Source organism: Catellatospora sichuanensis (assembly GCF_007483665.1).
Classification (GTDB): Bacteria; Actinomycetota; Actinomycetes; order Mycobacteriales; family Micromonosporaceae; genus Catellatospora; species Catellatospora sichuanensis.
This window is the reverse complement of record NZ_VIQO01000033.1, coordinates 91,452-112,730: the sequence shown is the minus strand read 5'-3', so window position 1 is coordinate 112,730 and position 21,279 is coordinate 91,452. Positions and strand designations below refer to the sequence as shown.

Below are 21,279 nucleotides of genomic sequence, written 5' to 3'. Positions count from 1 at the left end.
CGCGCCGCCCGCCGCTATCGCGGCCCGGAGACGAGCGAGATCGCGAGCACGTCGGGCGTGTCGCCGTCCTTGAAGGGAGGGGGCCGCAGCAGGACGTACGCGGTCGGATGCCGCACCACCAGGCGGCTGACGTTCTCCTCGCGTGCGTCCGCGGGCAGCGGCTCGGACCAGGCGGCGTCGCCGATCGCGAGATCGATCGCGGCGAAACGCTGCTGGGCCACCACGTAGCAGAGCTTGCCGTCCGGCGAGGCGGCCAGCCGGCCACCGCGTGCGGAGATGTTCCAGCGCTCCACGCCGGTGTCGGTGCGGAACCCGTAGATGCGGTCGGCGGCCATCACCACCGTGTCGCCGATCAGTTCGACCCCGGCCACCGGCTTCTGCCACAGCTTGTGCCACATGATCTCGCCGTCGGACAGCCGGATCACCCGCAGTTCGCCGCCCTCGCGCAGCAGCAGGTGCGCGGGGCCCAGCCGGGCTTCGACGGCCTCCCAGGCGTCCTCGGGCGGGCCGCCGCCGGGACCGCCCGGACCGCCGGGCCCGCCGGGCCCACCCCGACCGGCGTCCGGTGGCGGGGGTGCGAGCTTGTACGACGCCTGCCACTTCTGATCGCCGGTGGCCGCGTCGCGCAGCGTGACCGTCACCGTGCCGTTGCGCTCCTGCCGGGTGACCAGCCAGGACATGTCGGCCACCAGCGGCGACTCCGTCACGTCCTTGCGCCACACCGGCGCGCCGACCCGGTTGAACGCGCGCACCGAGGCGGGCAGCCCGACGAAGGCCCGGTCCGGGGCGAGCGCGACCTCGCCGACCGTCCCGCCCGCGTCGATGCCCTTGAAGCCCAGGTTGCCGGTCTCGTTCTCCACCCGCCACAGCCGGCTGTCCGTGCTGACCAGCACGGCCGGCCCCCAGTCGCGGACGATGACCGGCTCGGCGTCGATCCGTACGCTCCAGGCCTGGTTCTGGCCCGGACCGGGCGGGTCGATGGCGAACACCCGCGGCCCGTCCGTGCCGATCAGCCGCCCGTCCTCGGCGGCCACGAGGTGGAACGGACCCGGCGCGGTCCGCGAGTTGGTCTGCCAGCGCAGCGCCCCCGGCCGCAGCGGCCCGGTCGGTGGCGGCGAGCCGCCCGGCCCCGCGGTTGCCGGGTCCGATCCGTCCGGCGCGCCGGGGTCCGCGCCGCCGCGGGTGACCGCCCAAGCGCCGCCCGCGGCCAGCCCGAGCGCGCCCAGCACCGCGCCGGCCAGGACCGGCCGCCGCTGCCACACCTTCGGGGTGCCCCAGGTCGGCGCGGGCGGCTCGAAGGTCTGCGGCTCGCCGCCGGGCAGCGCGATCAGCGGCTGGAACCAGCCGGGCGTCGGGGTCGACACGCCGGTGCCGATGAGGATCCGGGACAGCTCCTTGGCGGTGGGGCGGTCCTGCGGGCGCAGGCTGATGCAGCGCACGACGAAAGGGCGCAGCTGGATCGGCAGCGCGGCCAGGTCGAACCGGCCCTGGGTCACCTGGTTGATCTGCTCGAACATGCTGCCGCCGCTGATCAGGGTGCGTCCGGTGGCGGCGAAGTACAGGGTGGCGCCGAGGGAGAAGATGTCGCCCGGCGATCCGGCGTCCTCACCCTGGATGCGCTCGGGAGCCATGTACGACGGGGTGCCGACGTTGACGCCGGTGGTCATGCGCTCGGCGTCGGAGGACAGCGCGATGCCGAAGTCGATGATGTGCGGGCCGGTGTCGTCGAGCAGGATGTTGGCCGGCTTGAGGTCGCGGTGCACCAGCCCGGCGCGGTGGATGGAGGCCAGCGCCTCGGCAAGGCCGGTGGCGAGGGTGAGCACGGCGGTGACCGACAGCGGGCCGCTGGAGCGCACCCGCTGCTCCACGCTGGGTCCCTCGATGTAGGTGGTGGCGAGCCAGGGCGACTCGGCCTCGGTGTCGGCGTCGACGACCGCGGCGGTGAACAGCGGGTTCACCAGGCGCGCCGCGGCCACCTCACGGCCGAACCGGCGGCGGAACATCGGGTCGGCGGCCAGCTCCGGGCGGATCACCTTGATCGCGACGTATCGCCCGGCCGGTGACTGTCCCAGGTAGACGCGTCCCATGCCGCCGCCGCCGAGTACGCCGACCAGCCGGTAGGTTGCTACGGAGTGCGGGTCGGTGGTTCCCAGCGGCCTCATACGACACCCTCAGTCGACTTTCAGTTGCGCTCCCGGGCGGCATACTATCCTCGTCCATCCCCGACAGGCGGTTCGACACCACATACAACAGTCGTGATTGGATATGCCCTCTGGGAGCGCTTCGGCAGTCATCATGCCCTGCCGTCCGGTCGGCCACCCAGTCAGGGTAGCGAATCCCGTGGATTGGTACCCGTGTTCGAAGCGGGTATAGAATCCCTGGTCATGGCGCACGTACACCAACCGTCAATCTTTGATCTTGATGAGCGGGCGACCCTGGGCCCGCTGGCCGGGGCGGTGAACCGGCATCCGCTCACCCGCGGGGCCTGGGTCGACCACCTGACCGGCTGGGTGCACGGCTCCGAAGACGTGCTCGAGGCGCTGCTGGAGCAGGTCGACTGGCGGGCCGAGCGGCGGGAGATGTACGAGCGCGAGGTCGACGTGCCCCGGCTGCTGCGCTGGTACGGCCCCGACGAGACGCTGCCGCACCCGGTGCTCACCCAGGCCCGCGCCGCGCTCACCGAGTATTACGCCCCCGAACTGGGCGAGCCGTTCGTGTCCGCGGGCATGTGCCTCTACCGCGACGGCCGCGACAGCGTGGCCTGGCACGGCGACACCATCGGCCGCGGTTCGCACACCGACACCATGGTCGCCATCGTGTCCTTCGGCGAGCCCCGGCCGCTGCTGCTGCGCCCGCGCGGCGGCGGTGAGCAGAGCATCCGCTTCCCGCTCGGCCACGGCGACCTGGTCGTGATGGGCGGCTCCTGCCAGCGGACCTGGGAGCACTGCATCCCGAAGACGGCCCGCCACGTGGGGCCACGGGTGAGCGTGCAGTTCCGCCCGGTCAACGTGGCCTGAGCGCCCCTGCGGTCGTTCGGGGCGAGGTGTCGCCGCGGGGAAGCTAACCCTGCGCACCCAGGCCGAGTCGTTCGCGGAGTTTGCCGCGGCGGTCCTCCAGCACCGCGACCAGCGCCTCCTGCTCCTCCGCGCTACTGATCAGCAGCGTGGTGTCGCCGGGGTCGCCGGGCCCGTCCTCACGGTTGCCGACCTCCTTCCGGATCTGCTCGGCCTGGCTGCGCAACTCGGCGATCATCACGTCGACCTGCTCCAGTTCACGCTGCATCGCATGCTCGTCCGTCATGGGTACATTGTCGGCTTCGGGACAGCCGGCTGGTACACGTTCCGCCTACCGGGGTGGCGAAGGCCGGCGGCGGGGGAAGAAGGGGTGCGGTTCCCGCCGCCGCCGGGGTCTACTCCTTGCTGGCGCCCTCGGCGGCGCCGCGGACGAAGTGGCGCTGGAACACCAGGAAGATGACGGCGACCGGGATGGTCGCCAGCAGGGCGGCGCCGAGCTTGAGCGGGTACTGGCTGCCCGCGCCCAGCGACCCGCTCACCAGGTCGGCGACGCCGCGCGGCAACGTGAACAGCTCGGGGCTCTGCACCGCGACCAGGGTGTGCGGGAACTCGTTCCACGAGCCCTGGAACGACAGGATGGTCAGCGTGATCAGCGCGGGGCGCGCCATCGGCAGCACCACCGACCAGAACGTGCGGAACACGCCCGCCCCGTCGATGCGGGCCGCCTCCTCGACGCTGACCGGCACGGAGACGAAGAACTGCCGCATGATGAACACGCCGGCCGCGTCCACGATGACGGGCAGGATCAGCGCGGTGTAGCTGTTGTAGATGCCGAGCTGGTTGAGCACCAGGAACTTCGGGATCAGCAGCACGACGCCGGGCACCGCCATGACCGCGACGACCGCGCCGGTGACCGCCGCGCGGCCGCGGAAATGCAGCCGGGCCAGGGCATACCCGGCGAGCGAGTCCAGGAACACCCGGCCGGCGGTGACGACGGTGGTGACGACGAGCGAGTTGCCCACCCACCGGGGGAAGCCGGTGCCCTCGAAGATCCGCGTGAACGCGGCGGTGGTCACCGGGTCCGGCAGCGGCGCCAGCGGGTTGGCCGCCGCGTCCGGCTCGGACTTGAACGCGTTGGCCAGCTGGATCACGAACGGGTAGAGGAACACCAGCGCGAAGAAGATCAGCACCGCGTACCCGACGAAGTGGCTCGCCAGGGTGCGGCCGCCGTCGCGGCGGGCGGGGGAGCGCGGTCGGTCGGCCGCCACGGACATGATCAGGACCTCCGCGTACGGGTCGGGAGCAGGCGCGCGCGGGTGCGCGGCACGCGGTCGCGGTCACGCATGACCCAGCGCTGCACCAGCGTCAGCACCACGATGAGCAGGAACAGCACGAACGAGATCGCCGCGCCGCTGCCGTACTCGAAGTCCTTGAACGCGGTGCGGTAGGACAGGTAGGCGGGGGTCAGCGTGGTCTTGGCCGGGTTGCCCTGGCTCATCACGTAGATCTGGTCGAACACCTGCCAGGTACTGATGAGGCCGAGCGTGATGACGAGGAACATCGTCGGCTTGAGCAGCGGCAGGGTCACATAGCGCAGCCGCTGCCAGGGTCCGGCCCCGTCGATCAGGCTGGCCTCCTCCAGCTGCACCGGCACGTCCTGCAGCGCGGCGAGGAACATCAGCATGAAGGTGCCGCTGGTCGTCCAGACCACGAGGATGATGATGGTGCTCATGGCCACGCTCGGCCCGGAAAGCCACTCCCACCAGGACAGGCCCAGCAGCCCGCCGTCGGTCAACGCCGCGGGCGGGTGGGCGAGGTCCACCAGGCCGAGTCCGGACAGGCTCAGGTGCAGCAGCCCGCGCGGGTCGGCGAACCACTGCGGGCCGTCGAGGCCGAACACGCTCAGCAGCGAGTTGACCGCGCCGGTGTTGGCGAACAGGAACAGGAACATGACGCTGATCGCCACGGAGCTGGTCACCGACGGGAAGTAGAACGCGGTGCGGAAGAACGACCTGCCGCGCAGCACCCGCCGGTTGACGACCAGCGCCAGGCCCAGCGCCAGGACCGTCTGTGCGGGCACGACCAGCAGCACGTAGTACGCGTTGTTGCGGATGCTGGTCATGAAGTTCTCGCGGGCCAGCCCGTCCTGGGTGAACAGGCGGGTGTAGTTGTCCGCGCCCACGAACGGCACGTCGGCGCGGAAGGGGCTGCCCTGGCCGTTCCAGCCGCTGAGGCTGACCCACAGCGCCATCAGGATGGGCAGCAGGAGGAACAGGCCGAGGATCACCACCACCGGGGCGACGAACAGCCAGCCCGCCACCGCCTCGTTGCCGCGGATGCCGCCGCGGCGCCTGCTGCCGGACACGAGTCACCTGCCTTCTGCGAAGTCGGGGTGCGCGGCCGCGGTCGCGGCCGCGCACCCTGCACCGGTCGGGATCAGCTGCCGAGCGCGGCGGCGATGTTCTTCTGCACCCGCTCCAGGACCGCCTTCGGGTCACCGGTGGCGAGCTTCTGCAGCTGGGTGTCGAAGTCGGACAGGACGCTGTCCATCTTCGGGGCGTTCACCGGGCCGTGGGCGTAGTCGGCGCCGGTCACGAACGGTCCGTCGGCCGGGAACTGCTGGGAGTAGCCGTCTTTCGCGGTCTTCAGCGACGGCATGACGCCGAACGCCTTGGCGTACGCGAGCTGCTGGTCGACGCTGGTCATGGCCTCGACGAACTTGATCGCCTGGTCCTTGAACTTGCTCTTGGCGGAGATGCCCCAGCAGTTGGTGAACGACAGGGTGCCCTTGCCCTTCGGGCCGGCGGGCAGTTCGTGCACCGTGTACTTGACGTTCGGGAAGTCGTTGGACATGGCGCCCTTGATCCAGTTGCCCTCGATCGTCATGACGGCCTTGCCCTTGCCGAAGGCCTCGCCGCCCCAGCCCGCGTCGACCTGCTTGGGGAAGACGGCCAGGCCCTTCTTCTGCAGGCCCTGGAAGTACGTCAGCGCCTGCAGGTTCTCCGGGCTGTCCGCGGTGGCCTGCTTGCCGTCGGTGCTGATCAGCCAGCCGCCGGCCTGCACCAGGAAGGCGCCGATCCGGTCGCGGGTGTCGCCGACGACCAGCGGGGTGAGGCCCTTGGCCTTGATCTTCTCGGCGGTGGCCTGCAGCTGCTCCCAGGTGGTGGGCAGGTCCGCGTCGGTCAGCCCGGCCTTGGTCCACAGGTCGGTGTTGACCTGCAGGGCGAGCGTCGAGAAGTCTTTCGGCGCGCAGTAGAACTTGCCGTCGTAGGTGAAGGTCTGCTTGAGGCTGTCGTAGAAGTCGCCCTTGTTGGCGAGCTTGTCGCCGTACGGCTCCAGCGCGCCGACGCTGGCGTAGTCGGCGAAGCGGGAGGCGTCGACGTAGAACACGTCGGGCGGGGAGTCGCCGGCGAAGGCCTGGCCGAGCTGCTGGCTCAGGTCCTGGGCGGGGGTGACGGTCGCCGTGTTGCCGGTGGCGGTGGCCCACTTGGCGGCGGCGTCGTTGACGGCCTTGGTCTCGGCGTCGCCGGAGGATCCGATGAGCACCTGCAGGGCAGCCGGGCCGCTGCTCTGCTGGGGGGTGGCGCCGTCGTCGAAGCCGCTGCCGCAGGCGGAGGTGACCGCCAGCGCACCGGCCGCCGCGACCGCGATGGCGGTCTTGCGGAGTCTGCCGTGGAACATTTTCTTTTGTCTCCTGTTCATCGGGGTGGGGACGGGACAGGGTGCGGGGTGTGGTCAGGCGGTGCGGCGGGGCACCAGGGCCGGGGTGAGCAGGATCTGCCCGTCTCCCGGTGGGCGGCTGCCGGGCGCGTCGAGCTGTGTGGCCAGCAGCCGCAGGCAGTGCGTGGCCGCTTCGCCGAGCGGTTGCGCGATGCTGGTGAGCCCGACGGCCTGCGCGACGGGGGTGTCGTCGAAGCCGATGACGGCGATCCGGCCGGGCGCGGGCGGGCCCGGCACGGCCGGTTCGGCGCCGCCGGTGGCGTGCAGGGCGCCCAGGGCGAGCGAGTCGCTGCAGCACACGATCGCGGTGACCGGCTCGGCACGGGTGAGCAGGTCGCGTGCTGCGGCCACGCCCTCGGCCACCCCGTCGGCGGTGACGGCGTCGAGGCCGTGGCAGTCGATGCCGGCCTCGGCCAGCGCGGCGGCCCAGCCGGAGCGGCGGTCGTCGCCGACGCCGGAACCGGGTGGCCAGCCGATGAAGCCGATCCGGCGGTGCCCGGCGCGCAGCAGGTGCCGGGTGGCCTCGGCGGTGCCGGCGGCGCCGTCCACGTCGACCCACGGATGGCTGCCCGGGGCGTCCCATGGTCGGCCGAACGTCACGAACGGCACGCCGCGTTCGGCGAGCCAGGTGGTGCGGGTGTCGGCATGGTGCGTGCTGGTGAGCACGAACGCGTCGATGTCGTACGCGCTGAGCATGTCCTCGTAGGTGGCGATCTCCGCGGCGTCGTCGGCTGCGGTGTAGAGCAGCACGCGGTAGCGGGCGGGGGCGGCGGCCTCGGCGAGTCCGTGCAGGAAGCGGTCCAGGATCGAACCGTTGATGCCGTCCTGTGCGGGCTCGATGCGGGCCGCGATCAGCCGGGAGCGGCCGGTGCGCATCTGGCGGGCGGCCTGGTTGGCGCGGTAGCCCAGGGCGTCGATGGCGTCCTGCACCCGCTGCCGGGTCTCGGGCCGGACCAGATGCGGTGAATTGAGCACATTGGATACGGTCTGTACGGAAACCTGGGCATGACGAGCAACTGTGGTGATTGTCACCCTGTCAGCCATTCTCGCCGCCCTTGCCCCTCTTGATCGTTCTAAAAACGAGACCGCATAATTTGAACGTTCAACTGCCGGAAGCATGATCACTTTGCATCCCGACGAACCGACTGTCAAGAGACGGTTCGGCATCAAGGAGTTACCCCTTGCTCAACCAGTCCAACCCATCCGAAGCCCGGCCCCTGCAACCCCTGCTGCACGACCTGGTCAGCACCGTCTTCGCTCCCGCGAGCGCGTTGAGTGGCACCGATGGGCAGATCCGGGAGGCTGGTGTGCAAGGCCTGTTCTACGCAGACAGCCGGGTGCTGTCCCGGGCGCACCTGCTGATCGACGGGCGCGAGCCGGAACAGGTGGCGTTCCAGCCCGACGGGCCGGGCGCGACGCGGTTCACCGCTCTCGTGCGGTGGCTCGGCGACCCGGGCCCCGACCCGACCGTGCGTGTCGAGCGCCTGCGGACCGCCGGACCATCCGGTATGGACGAACACCTCACGGTCACCTCGACCGCCGCGGTCCCCGTCATGTTCACTCTCAGCATCGCTCTGGGCTGCGACTTCGCGCCGATCGAGGAGGTGAAGTCCGGCGGCGGACGCCTGGACCACTCCGCGGGCGAACACGACGGCGCGCTGCGGTGGCGCGACGGCGAGACCGAGGTCCGCGTCACCGCCCCCGGCGCCGAGCTGATCGACGGCATCGCCGCGGGCCTGCGCTGGCAGGTCGCCCTCGGCCCGCGTGAGCAGGTCAGCCACCGCTGGCACGCCGAGGTCCGCGACCCGCGCTCGATCGTGGCCACGCCCCGCCACGCCGCGGACTGGGCCCGCCCGCAGGTCTCCGCCGCCGACCACCGGCTCACCCGGCTGCTCGACCAGTCGCTGGACGACCTGCAGACCCTGCGCTTGGCCGAGACCGCGCAGCCGGACGACACCTTCCTGGCGGCCGGGGTGCCGTGGTTCCTCACCCTGTTCGGGCGGGACAGCATCTGGGCGGCCCGGATGATGCTGCCGCTGGGCACCGGACTGGCCGCCGGCACGCTGCGCGCGCTGGCCCGCCGCCAGGGCCGGGCACTCGACCCCGCCACCTGCGAGGAACCCGGCAAGATCATGCACGAGCTGCGCCGCCGCCCGTTCCACTTCAGCGGCGCCGTCGGCGAACTGGACCTGCCCGACGTCTACTACGGCACCGTCGACGCGACCCTGCTGTGGATCAGCCTGCTGCACGACGCGTGGCGCTGGGGCATGCCCGACGACCGGGTCGCCGAGCTGTTGCCACACCTGGAAGCCGCGCTCGGCTGGCTGGACAAGTACGCCGACCCCGACGGCGACGGCTTCGTCGAGTACGTCGACACCCATGGCCACGGGCTGGCCAACCAGGGCTGGAAGGACTCCGGCGACGCCGTGCGCTTCCGGGACGGGCGCCAGGCCGGCGCGCCGATCGCGCTGGTCGAGGTGCAGGGCTACGCCTACCAGGCGGCCGTGCACGGCGCGGCACTGCTCGACGCGTACGGCCTGGCCGGCGCCGAGCGTTGGCGCGACCATGCGGGCCGGCTGGCCGAGCGGTTCCGTGCGGCATACTGGGTCGACGGGCCGCAGGGCGCGCACCCCGCGCTCGCGCTCGACCGGTACAAGCGGCCCGTCAACTCACTGACCAGCAACATCGGTCATCTGCTGGGCACCGGCATCCTGTCCGAAGCGGAGTCCGCGTCCGTGGCCGCGCTGCTGGCCGCGCCGGGCAACGCCGACGCGTTCGGGCTGCGCACCATGGCCGCCGACGAGCACGGGTACAGCCCGCTGTCGTACCACTGCGGCACGGTATGGGCGCACGACACGGCCATCGCGATCAGCGGCCTGGCCGCCGACGGTCACGCCGAGGTCGCGGCGCAGCTGGCCGAGGGCCTGCTCGCCGCCGCGGAGGCGTTCGACTACCGGCTGCCGGAACTGCACTCCGGCGACGCCCGCAGCACGTCACGCCGGCCCGTGCCGTACCCGGCGGCCTGCCGGCCCCAGGCGTGGTCGGCGACCGCGGTGGTCGCGGTGCTGCACGCGATGCTCGGCGTACGCCCGGACGTGCCGGCCGGCCGGGTGAGCGTCCGACCGCTGGCGGGCGCGCCCCTGGGTGCCGTCACCGCCCGCGGCCTCCGTATCGGCGGCAAGCCGGTCACCGTGGCGGTCGACGGCACGGGCCGGCCGACCGTCACCGGACTGCCGTCCGGCCTGACCCTGGACTGAGCGCCGGCGACAGGGGCATCCTGCTTGCACCGCTCGCGGGATGCCCCAGGTGACCCGTGCCGACTCTCAGTTCGGTTCGGGCTTCAGGCTCGGGTTGTTCAGCGCGTCGGCCGCCACCATGACGCGGCGGGGATCCTGCGGGTGGACCCGGACGGGCACCACGATGCCCGGGCGGATGCGGTCCCAGCGCGTCCGGTGGTACGGCTGCCGCGCGGTTGCCGTATACGGCGCCCAGCCCGGCACCTCGATCGTCATGGTCATGCGGAAGTAGCGCACGTCGTTGCTCTCCCACTGGGCGGTGGGATTCACCTCGGTGACCAGGCCACGGCCATCGACCCCATGCTTGAGGATCGCGTTGCGCCGATCGCGCCAGCGGTTGACCATCGAGAACACCACGATGAGAAGCACACCCACGCCCACGAAGCCGGGACCCGCCCACCAGCGCTCGTCGTCGCGATCGAACACGACGGACACGACGAGCCCGATGCCGACGAACATCAGGCAGAACATGTACTGGCCGATTCGGCGAAGCATCCGCAGCATTCATTTACTGTGACGAGCATCGCGCGGTTGGGCCATCGGCCTCACGTCCTAGGCCGAACAGGTCAGCTGGCCCCTGGCCGGACGGGTGTGCGACATCGGCGCTTGTCTCGCCACGTCGGGCCGTGCGAGGTGACCGCGATCGGAGTGCCGAGCACCTCGCCTATGTCGGCGAGTCCGGTGTAGACCGGGGTGGCGGTGGTCAGGGTCTGGGTGAGCTTCTCCTGGTATGCCAGATCGCCGCGCGCGCCGGGCACGATCCGGTCGAGCTGCTCGTATGACAGGCACATCTTCAGGTCGTGGTGTGCGGCGACGTCGAGGTGGGTGACGGCGAGGGCGTCGACGCCGCCGCACACGTCGACCGCGTAGCGGTGGGCGACGGCGTCGAAGTGCCCGGCCCGCCACGCGCCCTGCCACGGGCCGTGGGCGTTGTGCCGTTCCGGTAGCGCCGCCGTGAGCCGCGGGTCCTCGGTGACCAGGGGTCCGGCGCCGTGGCGGGTCGTGTAGGTGCGCACGACGCCGAGGCGCAGGGCGTCACCGTCGCCGGCTTCGGCCAGCAGGGTCTCGGCGTTGTCGAACGTGGTCGTGGACCAGGTCGTGTAGGGGTGAAAGCCGCGCCATTCGTCCAGCAGGACGCCCTGGGCGCCTTCGAAGACGCAGGGCCCGCGCAGCGCGTGCCGGGATGTGGAGACGAACCGGACCGCGGTCCCGAACCATCGGAATGCTTCGGCCACGGTGGCGACGGGTGGCGCGTCGAGGGGGCCGAGTTCGGCGGTGAGCGCGTCTCGGACCGCGCGCAGCTTACGCGCGAGCGTGGCCGGGGACTCGGTGTCACCGGCGCGGACGGCGAGGTCGGGGTGGGCGAGCGCGAACGCCGCGGTCTCGCCGACGCCCATGCCGCAGGACCCGTGCCGGTCGTCGCCGCGTGCGGCTTCCCGGGCCTGGTTGGCGGCCCGGTGCCAGGGCGTCGTCAGCAGCGCCCGGCGGTCGATGGTGAGCAGCTCGAACGGCGCCGCCACGCCCAGTTCGGCCAGGTGCCCGGCTTCGGCGGCGAGAGCCAGCGGGTCGACCATCATGAACCGGGACAGGTGGGTGCGGACCCCGTGCAGGGTGCCGGAGCCGAACTGGGCGAACGTGTGGTGACGCCCGTCGGGCGTCACCACGTTGTGGGCGGCCTGCGCGCCCCCGTTGAACCGGATCACGGTGCTGACCGGTCGGGTCGCGCAGAGCCAGTCCACGATCGTGCCCTTGCCTGCGTCGCCGTAGCCGAGGTCGACGACGATGACGTGGCGGGGTTCGGTCACAGCCGGGTCACCGGGGTGGCTCGGCCGTCGCCGAAACCGGCCGGCAGCGCCGAGCGGACCAGTACGCCGCGGGTGTTGCCGAGCGGGGCGAGCGCCTTGCCGACGGTCGGGCCGGCGGCCGACCCCGCCTCGGCGAGGTCGACCAGCCCGGAGTCCAGGTCGGTGGCGTCCTCGCCGAGCCCGATGGTGAGGGCGATGGTCTCGCAGACGGCGTCGAGGTCGTCGAGTTCGATGACGTTCTGGCCGAGTAGCTTGCGCCAGTGTCCGAGGATCTCGGCGTCGCCGGTGTAGCTGGCCTGCGCGGGCATGATGAAGTACACGTCGTAGCTGCGCTGCAGCTCGGCGACGATCGCCTCGGTGCTGATCGGTTCGGCGATCGTGTCGCCGATGACGCGGCGCACCTCGTCGGGCTTGACCCGCTGGTAGGCCATCTCGTCGCCGATGATGAACAGGTAGCCGCGCCGTCCCCGCGCGACGGTGTCGAGCTCGGTGTGGCGGGCCATGAAGTACATGGCGAGCTCGTAGGACTCGGTGCGCTGTCCGCCTCCGCCGCCTTCGAGCAGGATCCGGCCGAGGTCGTCGTCCATGCGGTTGTCGGACTCGAACTGCCCGATCTGCAGCGGCGCCCGATCGCAGGTGGCGTCACCGATCGCGCCGAAGAGGATCTGCGGGTCGGTGCAGTAGCCCTTGCGGATCAGCAGGCCGAACAGTTCCGGCAGTTTGGTCTGCAGTACGCGCGGCACCGAGCCCATCGACCCGGTGACGTCGAAGAGGATCGCGATCGGGGTCGACCGCGGGTGCTGATCGCTGTCGCGGCTCTCCCGCACCGGGACGCCGTGCGGGTCGAGTGCGTCGTGCACGGTACGCGCGCCGGAGTCGCTGTAGGCGAAGGCGCTGGCGCCGGTCGCCGCGCGGTAGCCGGCCGCGGCGGCGTAGACGTCGGTGGACCATCGTCCGCTTCCCATGATCTGCTCCTTAGAGGGTGAAGGGCCGGAAGGTGCGGGGCCCGTAGAGCGTGTCCAGCAGCTCGTCGAGTTCGGCGAGCAGCCGCCACGCGTCGTGCGGGCGGGCGTTCGGGTTGGGCAGGGTGCAGCCGTGCGCGAACCGGGCCAGCGCCGGCGGTGTCCGGTCGCCCATGAGCCAGGTCATGCACCGGGTGGCGAGGTGGATGTCGGTCGCCTCGCCGGCGGGGCGCTTGCCGGGGACTTCCGGCGGGTAGAGGTCGCGGTACTCGGTGGCGAGCGCCGGGACCGTCTGACCGGGTTCGGTGACGCTGTAGCACCAGTCGACGAGGACGAGGCCGTGCTCGCCCGGGTGGATCAGTACGTGATCGGGGACGACGGCGCCGTGGACGACACCGGCGCGGTGGGCGTAGCCGACGGCGACGAGCAGCCGCCGCCACATCCAGGCCGCATCCCGCGGGTCGACGCCGTCCGGGTAGGACTGCTTCACCCGCGCCAGGGTCACGAACCCGTCCTGGTGGGCGAGGATCGTGGCGGTGCGCTGAGCGCCGCTCGCGGGGTCGCGGTGTGTGAACGACTCGATCAGTCTCGGGGCGTACGCGCCATGGCGTGCCTCACCGTGGCTGCGCAGCCGGGTCAGGGCGTGTACCTCCCGGCGCATCAGGTCGCTGTCGGCGGGGTGCCGGGGCAGCTTCAGCAGTGCGGCGCCGCCGTCGACCAGGTACAGGTCGGCGATGTCGCCCGCGTAGGCCGGCGGCCCGATGCGGTAGGTGCCGCGACGCGTGGTCATGGTGGTGCCGCCGCGGTGCGCGGCCCACAGGCCCGCCAGCCGGGCGAAGACCTGCGTCGCGGTCGCGGTGGCGCCGGTCGGCGCCGCGTCCGGGTGCAGGATCTTGGCAAGGGTGCGGTATGCGTGCCCGCTGTCGCCGTCACCGAACAGGTCACCGGGGGAGCGCGCTGCCGTCACGCGGGTGACCGCGTCGTCGAAGTCGCTCATGCCCGCTCCTCGCTGCGCTCGTCACGTGCCTGAGCTGACCCGTGCCACATGATTCGCTCGCTGCGCTCGCTCATCGCCGTTCCTCCGAGGAGGGCCGCAGTAGTGCCGGGTGCAGGATGCGGGCGTCGCCTGCCCGGTAGAGCTTGGACCGGGGGCCGCCGCGCTCGCCGCCGCGCTGGGTGGTGGAGCCGGTTGCTTCGATGAAGCCCGGCACGGACAGCACCTTGCGGTGGAAGTTGCCCGCGTGCGGCTCCTCACCCCAGACCGCCGTGTAGACGCCGCGCAGCTGCGCGATCGTGAACTCCTCGCCGACGAACGCGGTCGCCAGCGGCGTGTATTCGAGCTTGGCGCGTGCGCGTTCGAGCCCGGCGGCGAGGATCGCGTCGTGGTCGAACGCGAGGTCGGTCGCGTCGTCGACCGGGACCCAGCGGGCCGCGGCTGCGTCGCCGCCGACGGTGGGATCGGGCAGGCGCGGCGCGAAGGCGAGGTAGGCGACCGACACCACCCGCATGCGCGGATCGCGGCCGGGGCCGCCGAAGGTGGCGAGTTGTTCCAGGTGGACGCGGGGAAGGATCCCAGTCTCCTCGGCGAGCTCGCGCAGTGCCGCTTCGTCGAGCGTCTCCTCGCGGACGAAACCGCCCGGCAGCGCGAGGCAGCCGGCGAAGGGTTGCTCGCCGCGCTCGACCAGCAGCACGTGGAGCACGCCGTCGCGGATGGTGAGCGTGACGACGTCGACCGTGACCGCGACCGCCGGGTAGGCCCGTGGGTCGTAGTCGTCGAGGAACTCGCGCTCGGTGACCATGTCATGTCCTTCTCGAAATGAGATTAACTCAAGCTGAGAATGACTCTAGGGCCGGGTCCGGCCGCTGTCAACGGCCGACTGCTGCACGACATCGTCCGGGCTGCGCCACCCGAGTGGCGTCCGCGGGGCCGGTTGGCGCCCGCTGTCCTGGTCGGGACCCGGACCGGGCTCAAGCCATCGGGCGTGGGTTACGCGGCGGGCACCCGGCTGTCCAGGTAGGCGCTGATCGCCGCCGCCGTCGCCACCGGCTGGTCAAGGTGCACGTCATGGCCTGCGTCGAGCACGGTGACCAGACCCGTGTCCGGGCGCTCGGTCATCCGCGCCACCTCGGCGTCGGTCATGATGCCGCGCTCGCCGCGCACCACCAGCACCGGAACGGTGAGGCTGTCCCACTCGGTCCACGCGGGCGCGCCGACCAGCGTGGCGATCGAGTCGACCATGGCGTCGCGGGCGAACCTCGGCCACAGGCCGCCGTCACGCTCGACCAGGCCCGCGGCCCAGCCCGCGCCGACCGGCCCGCCGCCGAAGAACTCCGCGGCCTGCGCCCGGGAGCTGAACGGGACCGGCCACGAGTCCAGCCAGCCACCGATCTCCGCGGGCAGCTCCGGCCCGTCCGCCTCCGGCCCGGCCTCGATCATGACGAGCCCGCGGACCAGGTCGGGCCGCGCCGCCGCGGCCAGCATCGCGGTGTGCCCGCCCAGGGACTGCCCGACGAGCACCGCCTTCCCCGGTCCCAGCTGTTCGATCACGAACGCGACGTCCCGCGCGTAGGCCGCCCGCGACAGGTCCGCGGGCACCGGCTCGCCGGGCACGTGCGCACGCTGGTCGACCGCCACGCACCGCAGCCCGGCCGGCAGCGCCCGTTGCAGGTCGGCGAACTCCCCGGCGTGGCCCGCCAGGCCGTGCAGCAGCACGATCGCCGGGCCGTCGCCGCCCGAGTCGTGGCATTCCAGCCGCACTCCGTCGCGTACCACCTGCATGTCCTCGGCCCCCGTCCCACGGTCCGCAACGGGCCTTCTCCGCCGCGCCGCGGTGATCCATACTGCCGCAGTGACCATGCCGCCCGACAACCTGCTCGCATTCCTCCGCAAGTGCGGGGTCGCCCTGTGCCTCGCCGGGGAGACGGCCAACCGCATCCCGGACGAGCTGGTCGCGATCGCGGACGCCTACGGCGTGGGCGACGTCGAGTTCCTCGTCGTGCCGACCGGCGTGTTCGTCCGGGCCGGCGGGGAGGGCGGCGTCACCGTCGACTTCGCCAACGCCGACGGGCCGCCGCTGCGCCTGGACCAGGTGGCCCGGCTGTACACACTGTTCGAGCAGGTCAAGGCCGACCCGATCCCGCCCGCGGAGGGCATCGAACGGGTCCAGGAGATCCTCGACGCGCCGCCCCGCTTCGGCGCGGTGATCACGGTGCTCGGCCACGGCGTGCTCACCGTCGGCATCGGCCTGCTGTTCGTCCGCGACGAGCGGGCGCTGGTCGGGCTCGCGCTGCTGGGACTGCTGGTCGGCGTGCTGCGCCTGATCGCCGACCGGGTGCAGGTGCTGTCCCTGGCGCTGCCGGTCGCGGCGGCGATGGCGGTGACGGTGCTGGCCTACCGGTACAGCCCGGAGCTGGGCGCGGATCCGGCCAGCCTGCTGATCCCGCCGCTGGCCACGTTCCTGCCCGGGGCGGCGCTGACGCTGGGCGCGCAGGAGATGGTCACCCGGTCCATCATCAGCGGCGCGAGCCGCCTGGTCTCCAGCGTGTACGTGCTGCTGCTGCTCACCTTCGGCATCTACGCCGGGATGCAGATCGCCGGGCCCGCCCAGGGCATCGCGCAGACCGAGCCGCTGGGCGTGTGGGCGCCGTGGGTCGGGGTGCTGGTGTTCGGCGTCGGCATCTACCTCAACAGCTCCGCCCCGCCCCGGTCGCTGCCGTGGCTGCTGGTCACGCTCGTGCTCGCGTACGCCGGACAGTTCCTCGCCGGGCTGTGGGCCGGCGGCCTGTTCGCGGCCTTCGCGGGCGGCCTGGTGATCGTGCCGCTGGCCAACGCGGTGCAGCGGCTGCACGGCCCGCCCGCCCAGGTCGTCTTCCTGCCGTCGTTCTGGCTGCTGGTGCCCGGCGCGCTCAGCCTGGTCGGGGTCACCGGCGTGACCGGCCTCGTCGAGCTGTCCGGCACCGGCCGGTCCAACCTGGTCACCGCATTCCTGACCGTCGTCGCGGTCTCCCTCGGCGTCCTGGTCGGCTCCAGCCTCCTCTCCAACGTCACCGCCACCTCCCGCCTCCTCACCTCCCGCTCCGCCTGACCCCCGCCGCCCGCCCGCGCATGGCGCAACTCTTGAAGAGTCGCGGCCTCGGCGGGTGCCGGTGGCCGCGACTCTTCAAGAGTTGCGAAAAGAGGGGTCAGGCGCCGAGTTGGCCGACGTCGGTGATGGTGAGGATGGCCTGGCCGTGTTCGTCGGAGGCGGCGAGGTCGACTTCGGCGGAGATGCCCCAGTCGTGGTGGCCGTCGGGGTCGTCCAGGATCTGTCGCACCTTCCAGACGTCCTTGCCCTGCTCGATGATGATCCGGGCGGGGCCGCGGGCGTCCGGCCCGATGCCGATCTCGTCGTAGAGCTCGTAGTACGGCTCCAGCGCGTCGCGCCACGCCTCGCTGTCCCAGCCGTCGGCGGCGTCCAGCTCGCCGAGCGCCTCCCAGCGCCGACGGGCGGCCAGCTCGACCCGGCGGAACAGGGCGTTGCGCACCTGGACCCGGAACGCCCGCACGTTGCGGGTGACCGCGGGCGGGGCGGCCTCCACCGGGGCGTCGCCGGGGTTGCTCAGCTGCTCCCACTCGTCGAGCAGGCTGGAGTCGACCTGGCGGACCAGCTCGCCGAGCCACTCGATGACATCGTGCAGCTCCTCGGTCTTGCTGTCCTCGGGCACGGTCTGGCGCAGCGTCCGGTACGCGTCGGCGAGGTAGCGCAGCACCAGTCCCTCGGACCGGGTCAGCCCGTAGAAGCTGACGTACTCGGTGAAGGTCATGCCCTTTTCGAACATGTCCCGGACCACGGCCTTCGGGGACAGCCGCTGGTCGTCGACCCACGGGTGGCCCTTGCGATATGACTCGAAGGCGACCTCGAGCAGCTCCTCCATGGGCTTGGGCCAGGTCACGTTCTCGAGCAGCGCCATGCGCTCCTCGTACTCGATGCCGTCGGCCTTCATCTGCGCGACGGCCTCGCCCTTGGCCCGGTCCTGCTGCGCGTAGAGGATCTGCCGCGGGTCCTCCAGCACCGCCTCGATGATCGACACCACGTCCATGGCGTACCCGGGGTCGTCCATGCCGAGCAGCTCGATCGCGGCGACGGCGAACGGCGACAGCGGCTGGTTGAGCGCGAAGCCGAGCTGCAGCACGTCGGTGACCCGGATGCGGCCGTCCTCGGTCTGCTCCACGATGCCCGCCGTGCGCAGCGCCCGGTAGATCATGATGGCGCGGCGGATGTGCTTGCGGCGCGCGGTCGGCGTCTCGTGGTTGTCGGTGAGCAGGTGGCGCATGTTGGCGAAGGCGTTGCCGCCGCGCTCGATCACGTTGAGCACCATGGCGTGGCTGACGTTGAAGCTGGAGGTCAGCGGCTCAGGCTCGGCGGAGACCAGGCGCTCGAAGGTGGGCTGCGCCCAGCCGATGAAACCCTCCGGCGGCTTCTTGCGCACCAGCTTCTTGAGCTTCTTCGGGTCGCCCGCGGCCTTCGCGGCGGCCTTCTCGTTCTCGACCACGTGCTCGGGGGCCTGCACGATGACGGTGCCGAGGGTGTCGTATCCGGCCCGGCCCGCGCGCCCCGCGATCTGGTGGAACTCGCGTGCCTTGAGCAGCCGCATGCGCTGCCCGTCGAACTTGTTCAGGCCGGTGAACAGCACCGTGCGGATGGGCAGGTTGATGCCGACGCCCAGGGTGTCCGTGCCGCAGATGACCTTCAGCAGGCCGGCCTGGGCCAGCTGCTCGACCAGGCGGCGGTACTTGGGCAGCATGCCCGCGTGGTGCACGCCGATGCCGTGGCGCACCAGGCGCGACAGCGTCTTGCCGAAGCCCGCAGTGAACCGGAAGGTGCCGATCAGCTCGGCGATGGCGTCCTTCTCCGCGCGCGTGCACATGTTGATGCTCATCAGCGCGCTGGCCTGCTCCAGCGCCGCGGCCTGGGTGAAGTGCACGATGTACACCGGGGCCTGCTTGGTGGACAGCAGCTCCTCGATGGTCTCGTGCAGCGGCGTGGTGACGTACGAGTGGAACAGCGGGACGGGCCGCTCGCCGGAGCTGACCACGGCGGTGGGCCGGCCGGTGCGCCGGGACAGGTCGTCGACGAACCGGGTGACATCGCCCAGGGTGGCCGACATGAGCACGAACTGCGCGTCGGGCAGCTCGATCAGCGGCACCTGCCAGGCCCAGCCCCGGTCGGGCTCGCTGTAGAAGTGGAACTCGTCCATGACGACCTGGCCGACGTCGGCGTCCGCGCCGTCGCGCAGCGCCAGGTTGGCCAGGATCTCCGCGGTGCAGCAGATGACGGGCGCGTCCGGGTTGACCGCCGCGTCGCCGGTCATCATGCCCACGTTCTCCGGGCCCAGCGCCGCGCACAGCGCGAAGAACTTCTCCGACACCAGCGCCTTGATCGGCGCGGTGTAGAAGGTGCGCCGGTTCTCGGCCATCGCGGCGAAGTGCGCACCGAGCGCGACCAGGCTCTTGCCGGAGCCGGTCGGCGTGCTCAGGATCAGGTTCGCCCCGGAGACGATCTCGATCAGCGCGTCCTGTTGCGCCGGGTACAGCGTGATGCCCTGTTCGGCCACCCAGCCGGAGAAGGCGTCGAAGAGGGAGTCGGGATCGGTGTCGCGGGGGAGGTGATCAGTGAGCGTCATGGTCCGTAAATCGTCTCACGTCGCCAGCTCGGCCAGCGCCTCGCGTAGCCACGCCTTCTCCGCGCGGCTGGTGGCGCGCGCCACGGTGAGCATGCCGCGGCGGAACAGGTCGGCCTGCTCGTCGGCGCGCTGGGGCCGGTCGTCGGCGTAGAAGAAACTCGCCGGGGTCTCCAGGAAGTCCAGCCTGCGCTGCAGCACGCGGCCCTGCGTGGCCGGGTTGCCGAGCCGCCCGAGGAAGGCGAGCAGCACGTTGAACCGGGTGCCGTCGGTGATGTCCAGTTCGCCGGGTTCGGCCAAGCGCCGCAGCAGATCCGCGCGCCCGGCGTCGGTGAGTTCGAGGGTGTGCCGCTGGGCCGCGGCGCTGCCCGCCTCGCGGCGGCGGACCAGCAGCCCGGCCTTCTCCAGCCGGGTGATCGCGGGGTAGAGGCTGCCGTCGCTGATCGGCCGGGCGTGCCCGGCGAGCTGGGCGATCCGGGTGCGCAGCTCGTATCCGTGCAGCGGCTGCTCGGCCAGGAAACCCAGGATGGCGAGTTCGATCACACCGCCCATTTTGCCTTGCCTCGTTTCGAGGTATGGGCCCACCTGCACCACGAAACGAAGTACATGGAGGAGGCGTCTTGGAGATCGAGGGCGCATACGGGACCCGGCTGCACATGACCGTTGGCTGGACCTGGGTCCGGCGCTGGTGATGGGCCACTCCATGGGCGAGCTGACCGCGTGGCAGCTTGCCGTCAGGCGGCCCGACCTGGTGCGAAGTGATGTGGGAGGGCCCGGACGGCTGGCGGCCGCGGGCACGCCGGTGGCGGGCCGCGAACGTGTCGCGGCCCGCCACCGAGGGCAACTTCAGCGCTTGGGCTGGTTGTGCTTGGGCTGGTTGCCCTTCTTGGACTTCATGGAGGTGGGCGAACCGCCCGCCTGCTCCTTCTTCTGTGGCATGGTCGCGGTGGCCGCCGCATGTTCATGCTCGTCCTCGGCGTGGTTCATGGAATGCGAGTTGATGCCGCCGGCCGCCTGCTGGTGCTGCTGGTGCTGCTGGCCGCCCGCGTGCGGGGCGTCCTCGTTACGGGCTGCGCGCGGGTCGCGGTCGGGTCGGTTGTTCTTCGCCATGCTGCCGTGCCTCCTCGGGCCTGGGCCTCAGCGCCCTGCTGACACCCACGGCCCACGCTAGAAGAGCGTCGGCGGCCCTTGGGGCAGAATGGACAATCTCGGCATACCCGCCGGTAACGAAGGTCAGCCTGCGTCGCGCCCCAGGTACGCGGCCAGCCGGTCGGCCTCGGTCGCGCCCGCCGGAGCCGGTCGTTCGGGCCCGAACGGGTCGCCGGTGCGCGGCATGTCGTCCAGAAAGGACCGCCAGCTCGCCAGCGCGCGGCGGGCGAGCTCGGGCGACAGGTCCGTGCTCGCGCCCAGCGCGCGGGCCAGATCCCAGCCGTGCACGGTGAGCTCGTTGACGACGTGCTGCACGGTGACCGCGCCCGGCTGCGGCCCGATCGGCGTCGGCGCGACCTCGGTCAGGTAACCCGGCCGGCGGAACGCGACACGGGCCCGCGCCGCGTGTTCGCCGAACGCGGCCACCGGGTCGGGGTAGTCCGGCTCCTCGTCGGGCGGTGGCGCGCCCTCGGCCAGGGTGGCGTAGCGGTCGTGGATGAACGCCAGGTGGCGCAGCAGCCGCCGGACCGTCCAGTCCGCGCACGGGGTCGGGTCGTCCATCCGCTGCGGCGGGACCGTGCCCGCCAGCGCACCGACCTCGGCGGTGATCGTGTCGTAGGCGGCCGGCGGGTCGTCCAGGGTCAGATAACCGTCCATGCCTGCATCCTGCCCC

19 protein-coding genes are annotated in these 21,279 nt (G+C 71.9%); 3 read left to right on the top strand and 16 right to left on the bottom strand.

Translation table 11 applies throughout. The features are described 5' to 3' along the window. Nucleotides 1–14: 14 nt before the first annotated feature. On the bottom strand, nucleotides 15–2,162 hold the full coding sequence (locus FLL47_RS36400; protein WP_144127206.1) for a protein kinase domain-containing protein: 2,148 nt from the start codon (nucleotides 2,160–2,162) through the stop codon (nucleotides 15–17). 222 nt (nucleotides 2,163–2,384) lie between these two features. On the opposite strand from FLL47_RS36400, the gene FLL47_RS36395 reads away from it, so the two are divergent. After that, a complete protein-coding gene (locus tag FLL47_RS36395) occupies nucleotides 2,385–3,017 on the top strand; it encodes an alpha-ketoglutarate-dependent dioxygenase AlkB (RefSeq protein ID WP_144127205.1) in 633 nt (210 codons plus the stop codon). A 43-nt stretch (nucleotides 3,018–3,060) separates the two neighbouring features. On the opposite strand, the gene FLL47_RS36390 is transcribed toward FLL47_RS36395, so the two are convergent. From FLL47_RS36390 to FLL47_RS36370, 5 genes are all read right to left on the bottom strand, one after another. Beyond that, on the bottom strand, nucleotides 3,061–3,300 hold the full coding sequence (locus FLL47_RS36390) for a hypothetical protein (RefSeq protein WP_144127204.1): 240 nt from the start codon (nucleotides 3,298–3,300) through the stop codon (nucleotides 3,061–3,063). Nucleotides 3,301–3,409: 109 nt separating this feature from the next. Continuing rightward, on the bottom strand, nucleotides 3,410–4,288 hold the full coding sequence (locus FLL47_RS36385) for a carbohydrate ABC transporter permease (RefSeq protein WP_144127203.1): 879 nt from the start codon (nucleotides 4,286–4,288) through the stop codon (nucleotides 3,410–3,412). 2 nt (nucleotides 4,289–4,290) lie between these two features. Next, the gene (locus tag FLL47_RS36380; RefSeq protein WP_222106367.1) at nucleotides 4,291–5,379 is read right to left on the bottom strand and encodes a carbohydrate ABC transporter permease; all 1,089 of its coding nucleotides are present in this window, start codon (nucleotides 5,377–5,379) and stop codon (nucleotides 4,291–4,293) included. Between the two features lie 71 nt (nucleotides 5,380–5,450). Beyond that, complete coding sequence (locus FLL47_RS36375; protein ID WP_144127202.1) at nucleotides 5,451–6,695, bottom strand: sugar ABC transporter substrate-binding protein; 1,245 nt, start codon at nucleotides 6,693–6,695, stop codon at nucleotides 5,451–5,453. Nucleotides 6,696–6,749: 54 nt separating this feature from the next. Continuing rightward, nucleotides 6,750–7,778, bottom strand: a complete 1,029-nt coding sequence (locus FLL47_RS36370) for a LacI family DNA-binding transcriptional regulator (RefSeq protein ID WP_144127201.1) — start codon at nucleotides 7,776–7,778, stop codon at nucleotides 6,750–6,752. Between the two features lie 137 nt (nucleotides 7,779–7,915). On the opposite strand from FLL47_RS36370, the gene FLL47_RS36365 reads away from it, so the two are divergent. Continuing rightward, a complete protein-coding gene (locus FLL47_RS36365; protein WP_144127200.1) occupies nucleotides 7,916–9,991 on the top strand; it encodes an amylo-alpha-1,6-glucosidase in 2,076 nt (691 codons plus the stop codon). Nucleotides 9,992–10,057: 66 nt separating this feature from the next. Here the strand turns inward: FLL47_RS36365 and FLL47_RS36360 are convergent, their stop codons facing one another. From FLL47_RS36360 to FLL47_RS36335, 6 genes are all read right to left on the bottom strand, one after another. Further along, a complete protein-coding gene (locus FLL47_RS36360; RefSeq protein WP_144127199.1) occupies nucleotides 10,058–10,489 on the bottom strand; it encodes a hypothetical protein in 432 nt (143 codons plus the stop codon). Between the two features lie 107 nt (nucleotides 10,490–10,596). Next, entirely contained in the window at nucleotides 10,597–11,835 is a 1,239-nt protein-coding gene (locus FLL47_RS36355) for an adenylosuccinate synthetase (RefSeq protein WP_246159118.1), read from the bottom strand. Further along, nucleotides 11,832–12,800 carry a hypothetical protein gene (locus FLL47_RS36350; protein WP_144127198.1) on the bottom strand — a complete coding sequence of 323 codons (969 nt, stop codon included), beginning with the start codon at nucleotides 12,798–12,800 and terminating at the stop codon, nucleotides 11,832–11,834. Before FLL47_RS36350 ends, FLL47_RS36355 begins: the two co-directional genes overlap by 4 nt. A gap of 10 nt (nucleotides 12,801–12,810) precedes the next feature. Continuing rightward, nucleotides 12,811–13,794, bottom strand: a complete 984-nt coding sequence (locus FLL47_RS36345; protein ID WP_144127197.1) for a lipopolysaccharide kinase InaA family protein — start codon at nucleotides 13,792–13,794, stop codon at nucleotides 12,811–12,813. 70 nt (nucleotides 13,795–13,864) lie between these two features. Further along, nucleotides 13,865–14,596, bottom strand: a complete 732-nt coding sequence (locus FLL47_RS36340; protein WP_144127196.1) for an NUDIX hydrolase — start codon at nucleotides 14,594–14,596, stop codon at nucleotides 13,865–13,867. A gap of 188 nt (nucleotides 14,597–14,784) precedes the next feature. Continuing rightward, nucleotides 14,785–15,576 carry an alpha/beta fold hydrolase gene (locus FLL47_RS36335; RefSeq protein WP_144127195.1) on the bottom strand — a complete coding sequence of 264 codons (792 nt, stop codon included), beginning with the start codon at nucleotides 15,574–15,576 and terminating at the stop codon, nucleotides 14,785–14,787. 76 nt (nucleotides 15,577–15,652) lie between these two features. Between FLL47_RS36335 and FLL47_RS36330 the strand changes: the two genes are divergently transcribed. Beyond that, on the top strand, nucleotides 15,653–16,882 hold the full coding sequence (locus FLL47_RS36330) for a threonine/serine exporter family protein (protein ID WP_246159130.1): 1,230 nt from the start codon (nucleotides 15,653–15,655) through the stop codon (nucleotides 16,880–16,882). A gap of 97 nt (nucleotides 16,883–16,979) precedes the next feature. Here FLL47_RS36330 and FLL47_RS36325 read toward each other — a convergent pair whose 3' ends face one another. The 4 genes from FLL47_RS36325 to FLL47_RS36310 form a co-directional block, all read right to left on the bottom strand. Further along, complete coding sequence (locus FLL47_RS36325) at nucleotides 16,980–19,460, bottom strand: DEAD/DEAH box helicase (protein ID WP_144127193.1); 2,481 nt, start codon at nucleotides 19,458–19,460, stop codon at nucleotides 16,980–16,982. Nucleotides 19,461–19,475: 15 nt separating this feature from the next. After that, entirely contained in the window at nucleotides 19,476–20,000 is a 525-nt protein-coding gene (locus FLL47_RS36320; protein ID WP_144127192.1) for a PadR family transcriptional regulator, read from the bottom strand. A 303-nt stretch (nucleotides 20,001–20,303) separates the two neighbouring features. Continuing rightward, nucleotides 20,304–20,567 carry a hypothetical protein gene (locus tag FLL47_RS43330; protein ID WP_186316124.1) on the bottom strand — a complete coding sequence of 88 codons (264 nt, stop codon included), beginning with the start codon at nucleotides 20,565–20,567 and terminating at the stop codon, nucleotides 20,304–20,306. A gap of 123 nt (nucleotides 20,568–20,690) precedes the next feature. After that, complete coding sequence (locus FLL47_RS36310) at nucleotides 20,691–21,263, bottom strand: TIGR03086 family metal-binding protein (protein WP_186316123.1); 573 nt, start codon at nucleotides 21,261–21,263, stop codon at nucleotides 20,691–20,693. Nucleotides 21,264–21,279 lie beyond the last annotated feature (16 nt).

Bases quoted from the DNA above. Each gene is read 5' to 3' on its own strand.
- FLL47_RS36335 (WP_144127195.1), bottom strand. From the start codon at position 15,576: ATGCAGGTGGTACGCGACGGAGTGCGGCTGGAATGCCACGACTCGGGC.
- FLL47_RS36340 (WP_144127196.1), bottom strand. From the start codon at position 14,596: ATGGTCACCGAGCGCGAGTTCCTCGACGACTACGACCCACGGGCCTAC.
- FLL47_RS36390 (WP_144127204.1), bottom strand. From the start codon at position 3,300: ATGACGGACGAGCATGCGATGCAGCGTGAACTGGAGCAGGTCGACGTG.
- FLL47_RS36330 (WP_246159130.1), top strand. From the start codon at position 15,653: ATGCCGCCCGACAACCTGCTCGCATTCCTCCGCAAGTGCGGGGTCGCC.
- FLL47_RS36350 (WP_144127198.1), bottom strand. From the start codon at position 12,800: ATGGGAAGCGGACGATGGTCCACCGACGTCTACGCCGCCGCGGCCGGC.
- FLL47_RS36345 (WP_144127197.1), bottom strand. From the start codon at position 13,794: ATGAGCGACTTCGACGACGCGGTCACCCGCGTGACGGCAGCGCGCTCC.
- FLL47_RS43330 (WP_186316124.1), bottom strand. From the start codon at position 20,567: ATGGCGAAGAACAACCGACCCGACCGCGACCCGCGCGCAGCCCGTAAC.
- FLL47_RS36370 (WP_144127201.1), bottom strand. From the start codon at position 7,778: ATGGCTGACAGGGTGACAATCACCACAGTTGCTCGTCATGCCCAGGTT.
- FLL47_RS36325 (WP_144127193.1), bottom strand. From the start codon at position 19,460: ATGACGCTCACTGATCACCTCCCCCGCGACACCGATCCCGACTCCCTC.
- FLL47_RS36310 (WP_186316123.1), bottom strand. From the start codon at position 21,263: ATGGACGGTTATCTGACCCTGGACGACCCGCCGGCCGCCTACGACACG.
- FLL47_RS36360 (WP_144127199.1), bottom strand. From the start codon at position 10,489: ATGTTCGTCGGCATCGGGCTCGTCGTGTCCGTCGTGTTCGATCGCGAC.
- FLL47_RS36385 (WP_144127203.1), bottom strand. From the start codon at position 4,288: ATGTCCGTGGCGGCCGACCGACCGCGCTCCCCCGCCCGCCGCGACGGC.
- FLL47_RS36400 (WP_144127206.1), bottom strand. From the start codon at position 2,162: ATGAGGCCGCTGGGAACCACCGACCCGCACTCCGTAGCAACCTACCGG.
- FLL47_RS36395 (WP_144127205.1), top strand. From the start codon at position 2,385: ATGGCGCACGTACACCAACCGTCAATCTTTGATCTTGATGAGCGGGCG.
- FLL47_RS36375 (WP_144127202.1), bottom strand. From the start codon at position 6,695: ATGTTCCACGGCAGACTCCGCAAGACCGCCATCGCGGTCGCGGCGGCC.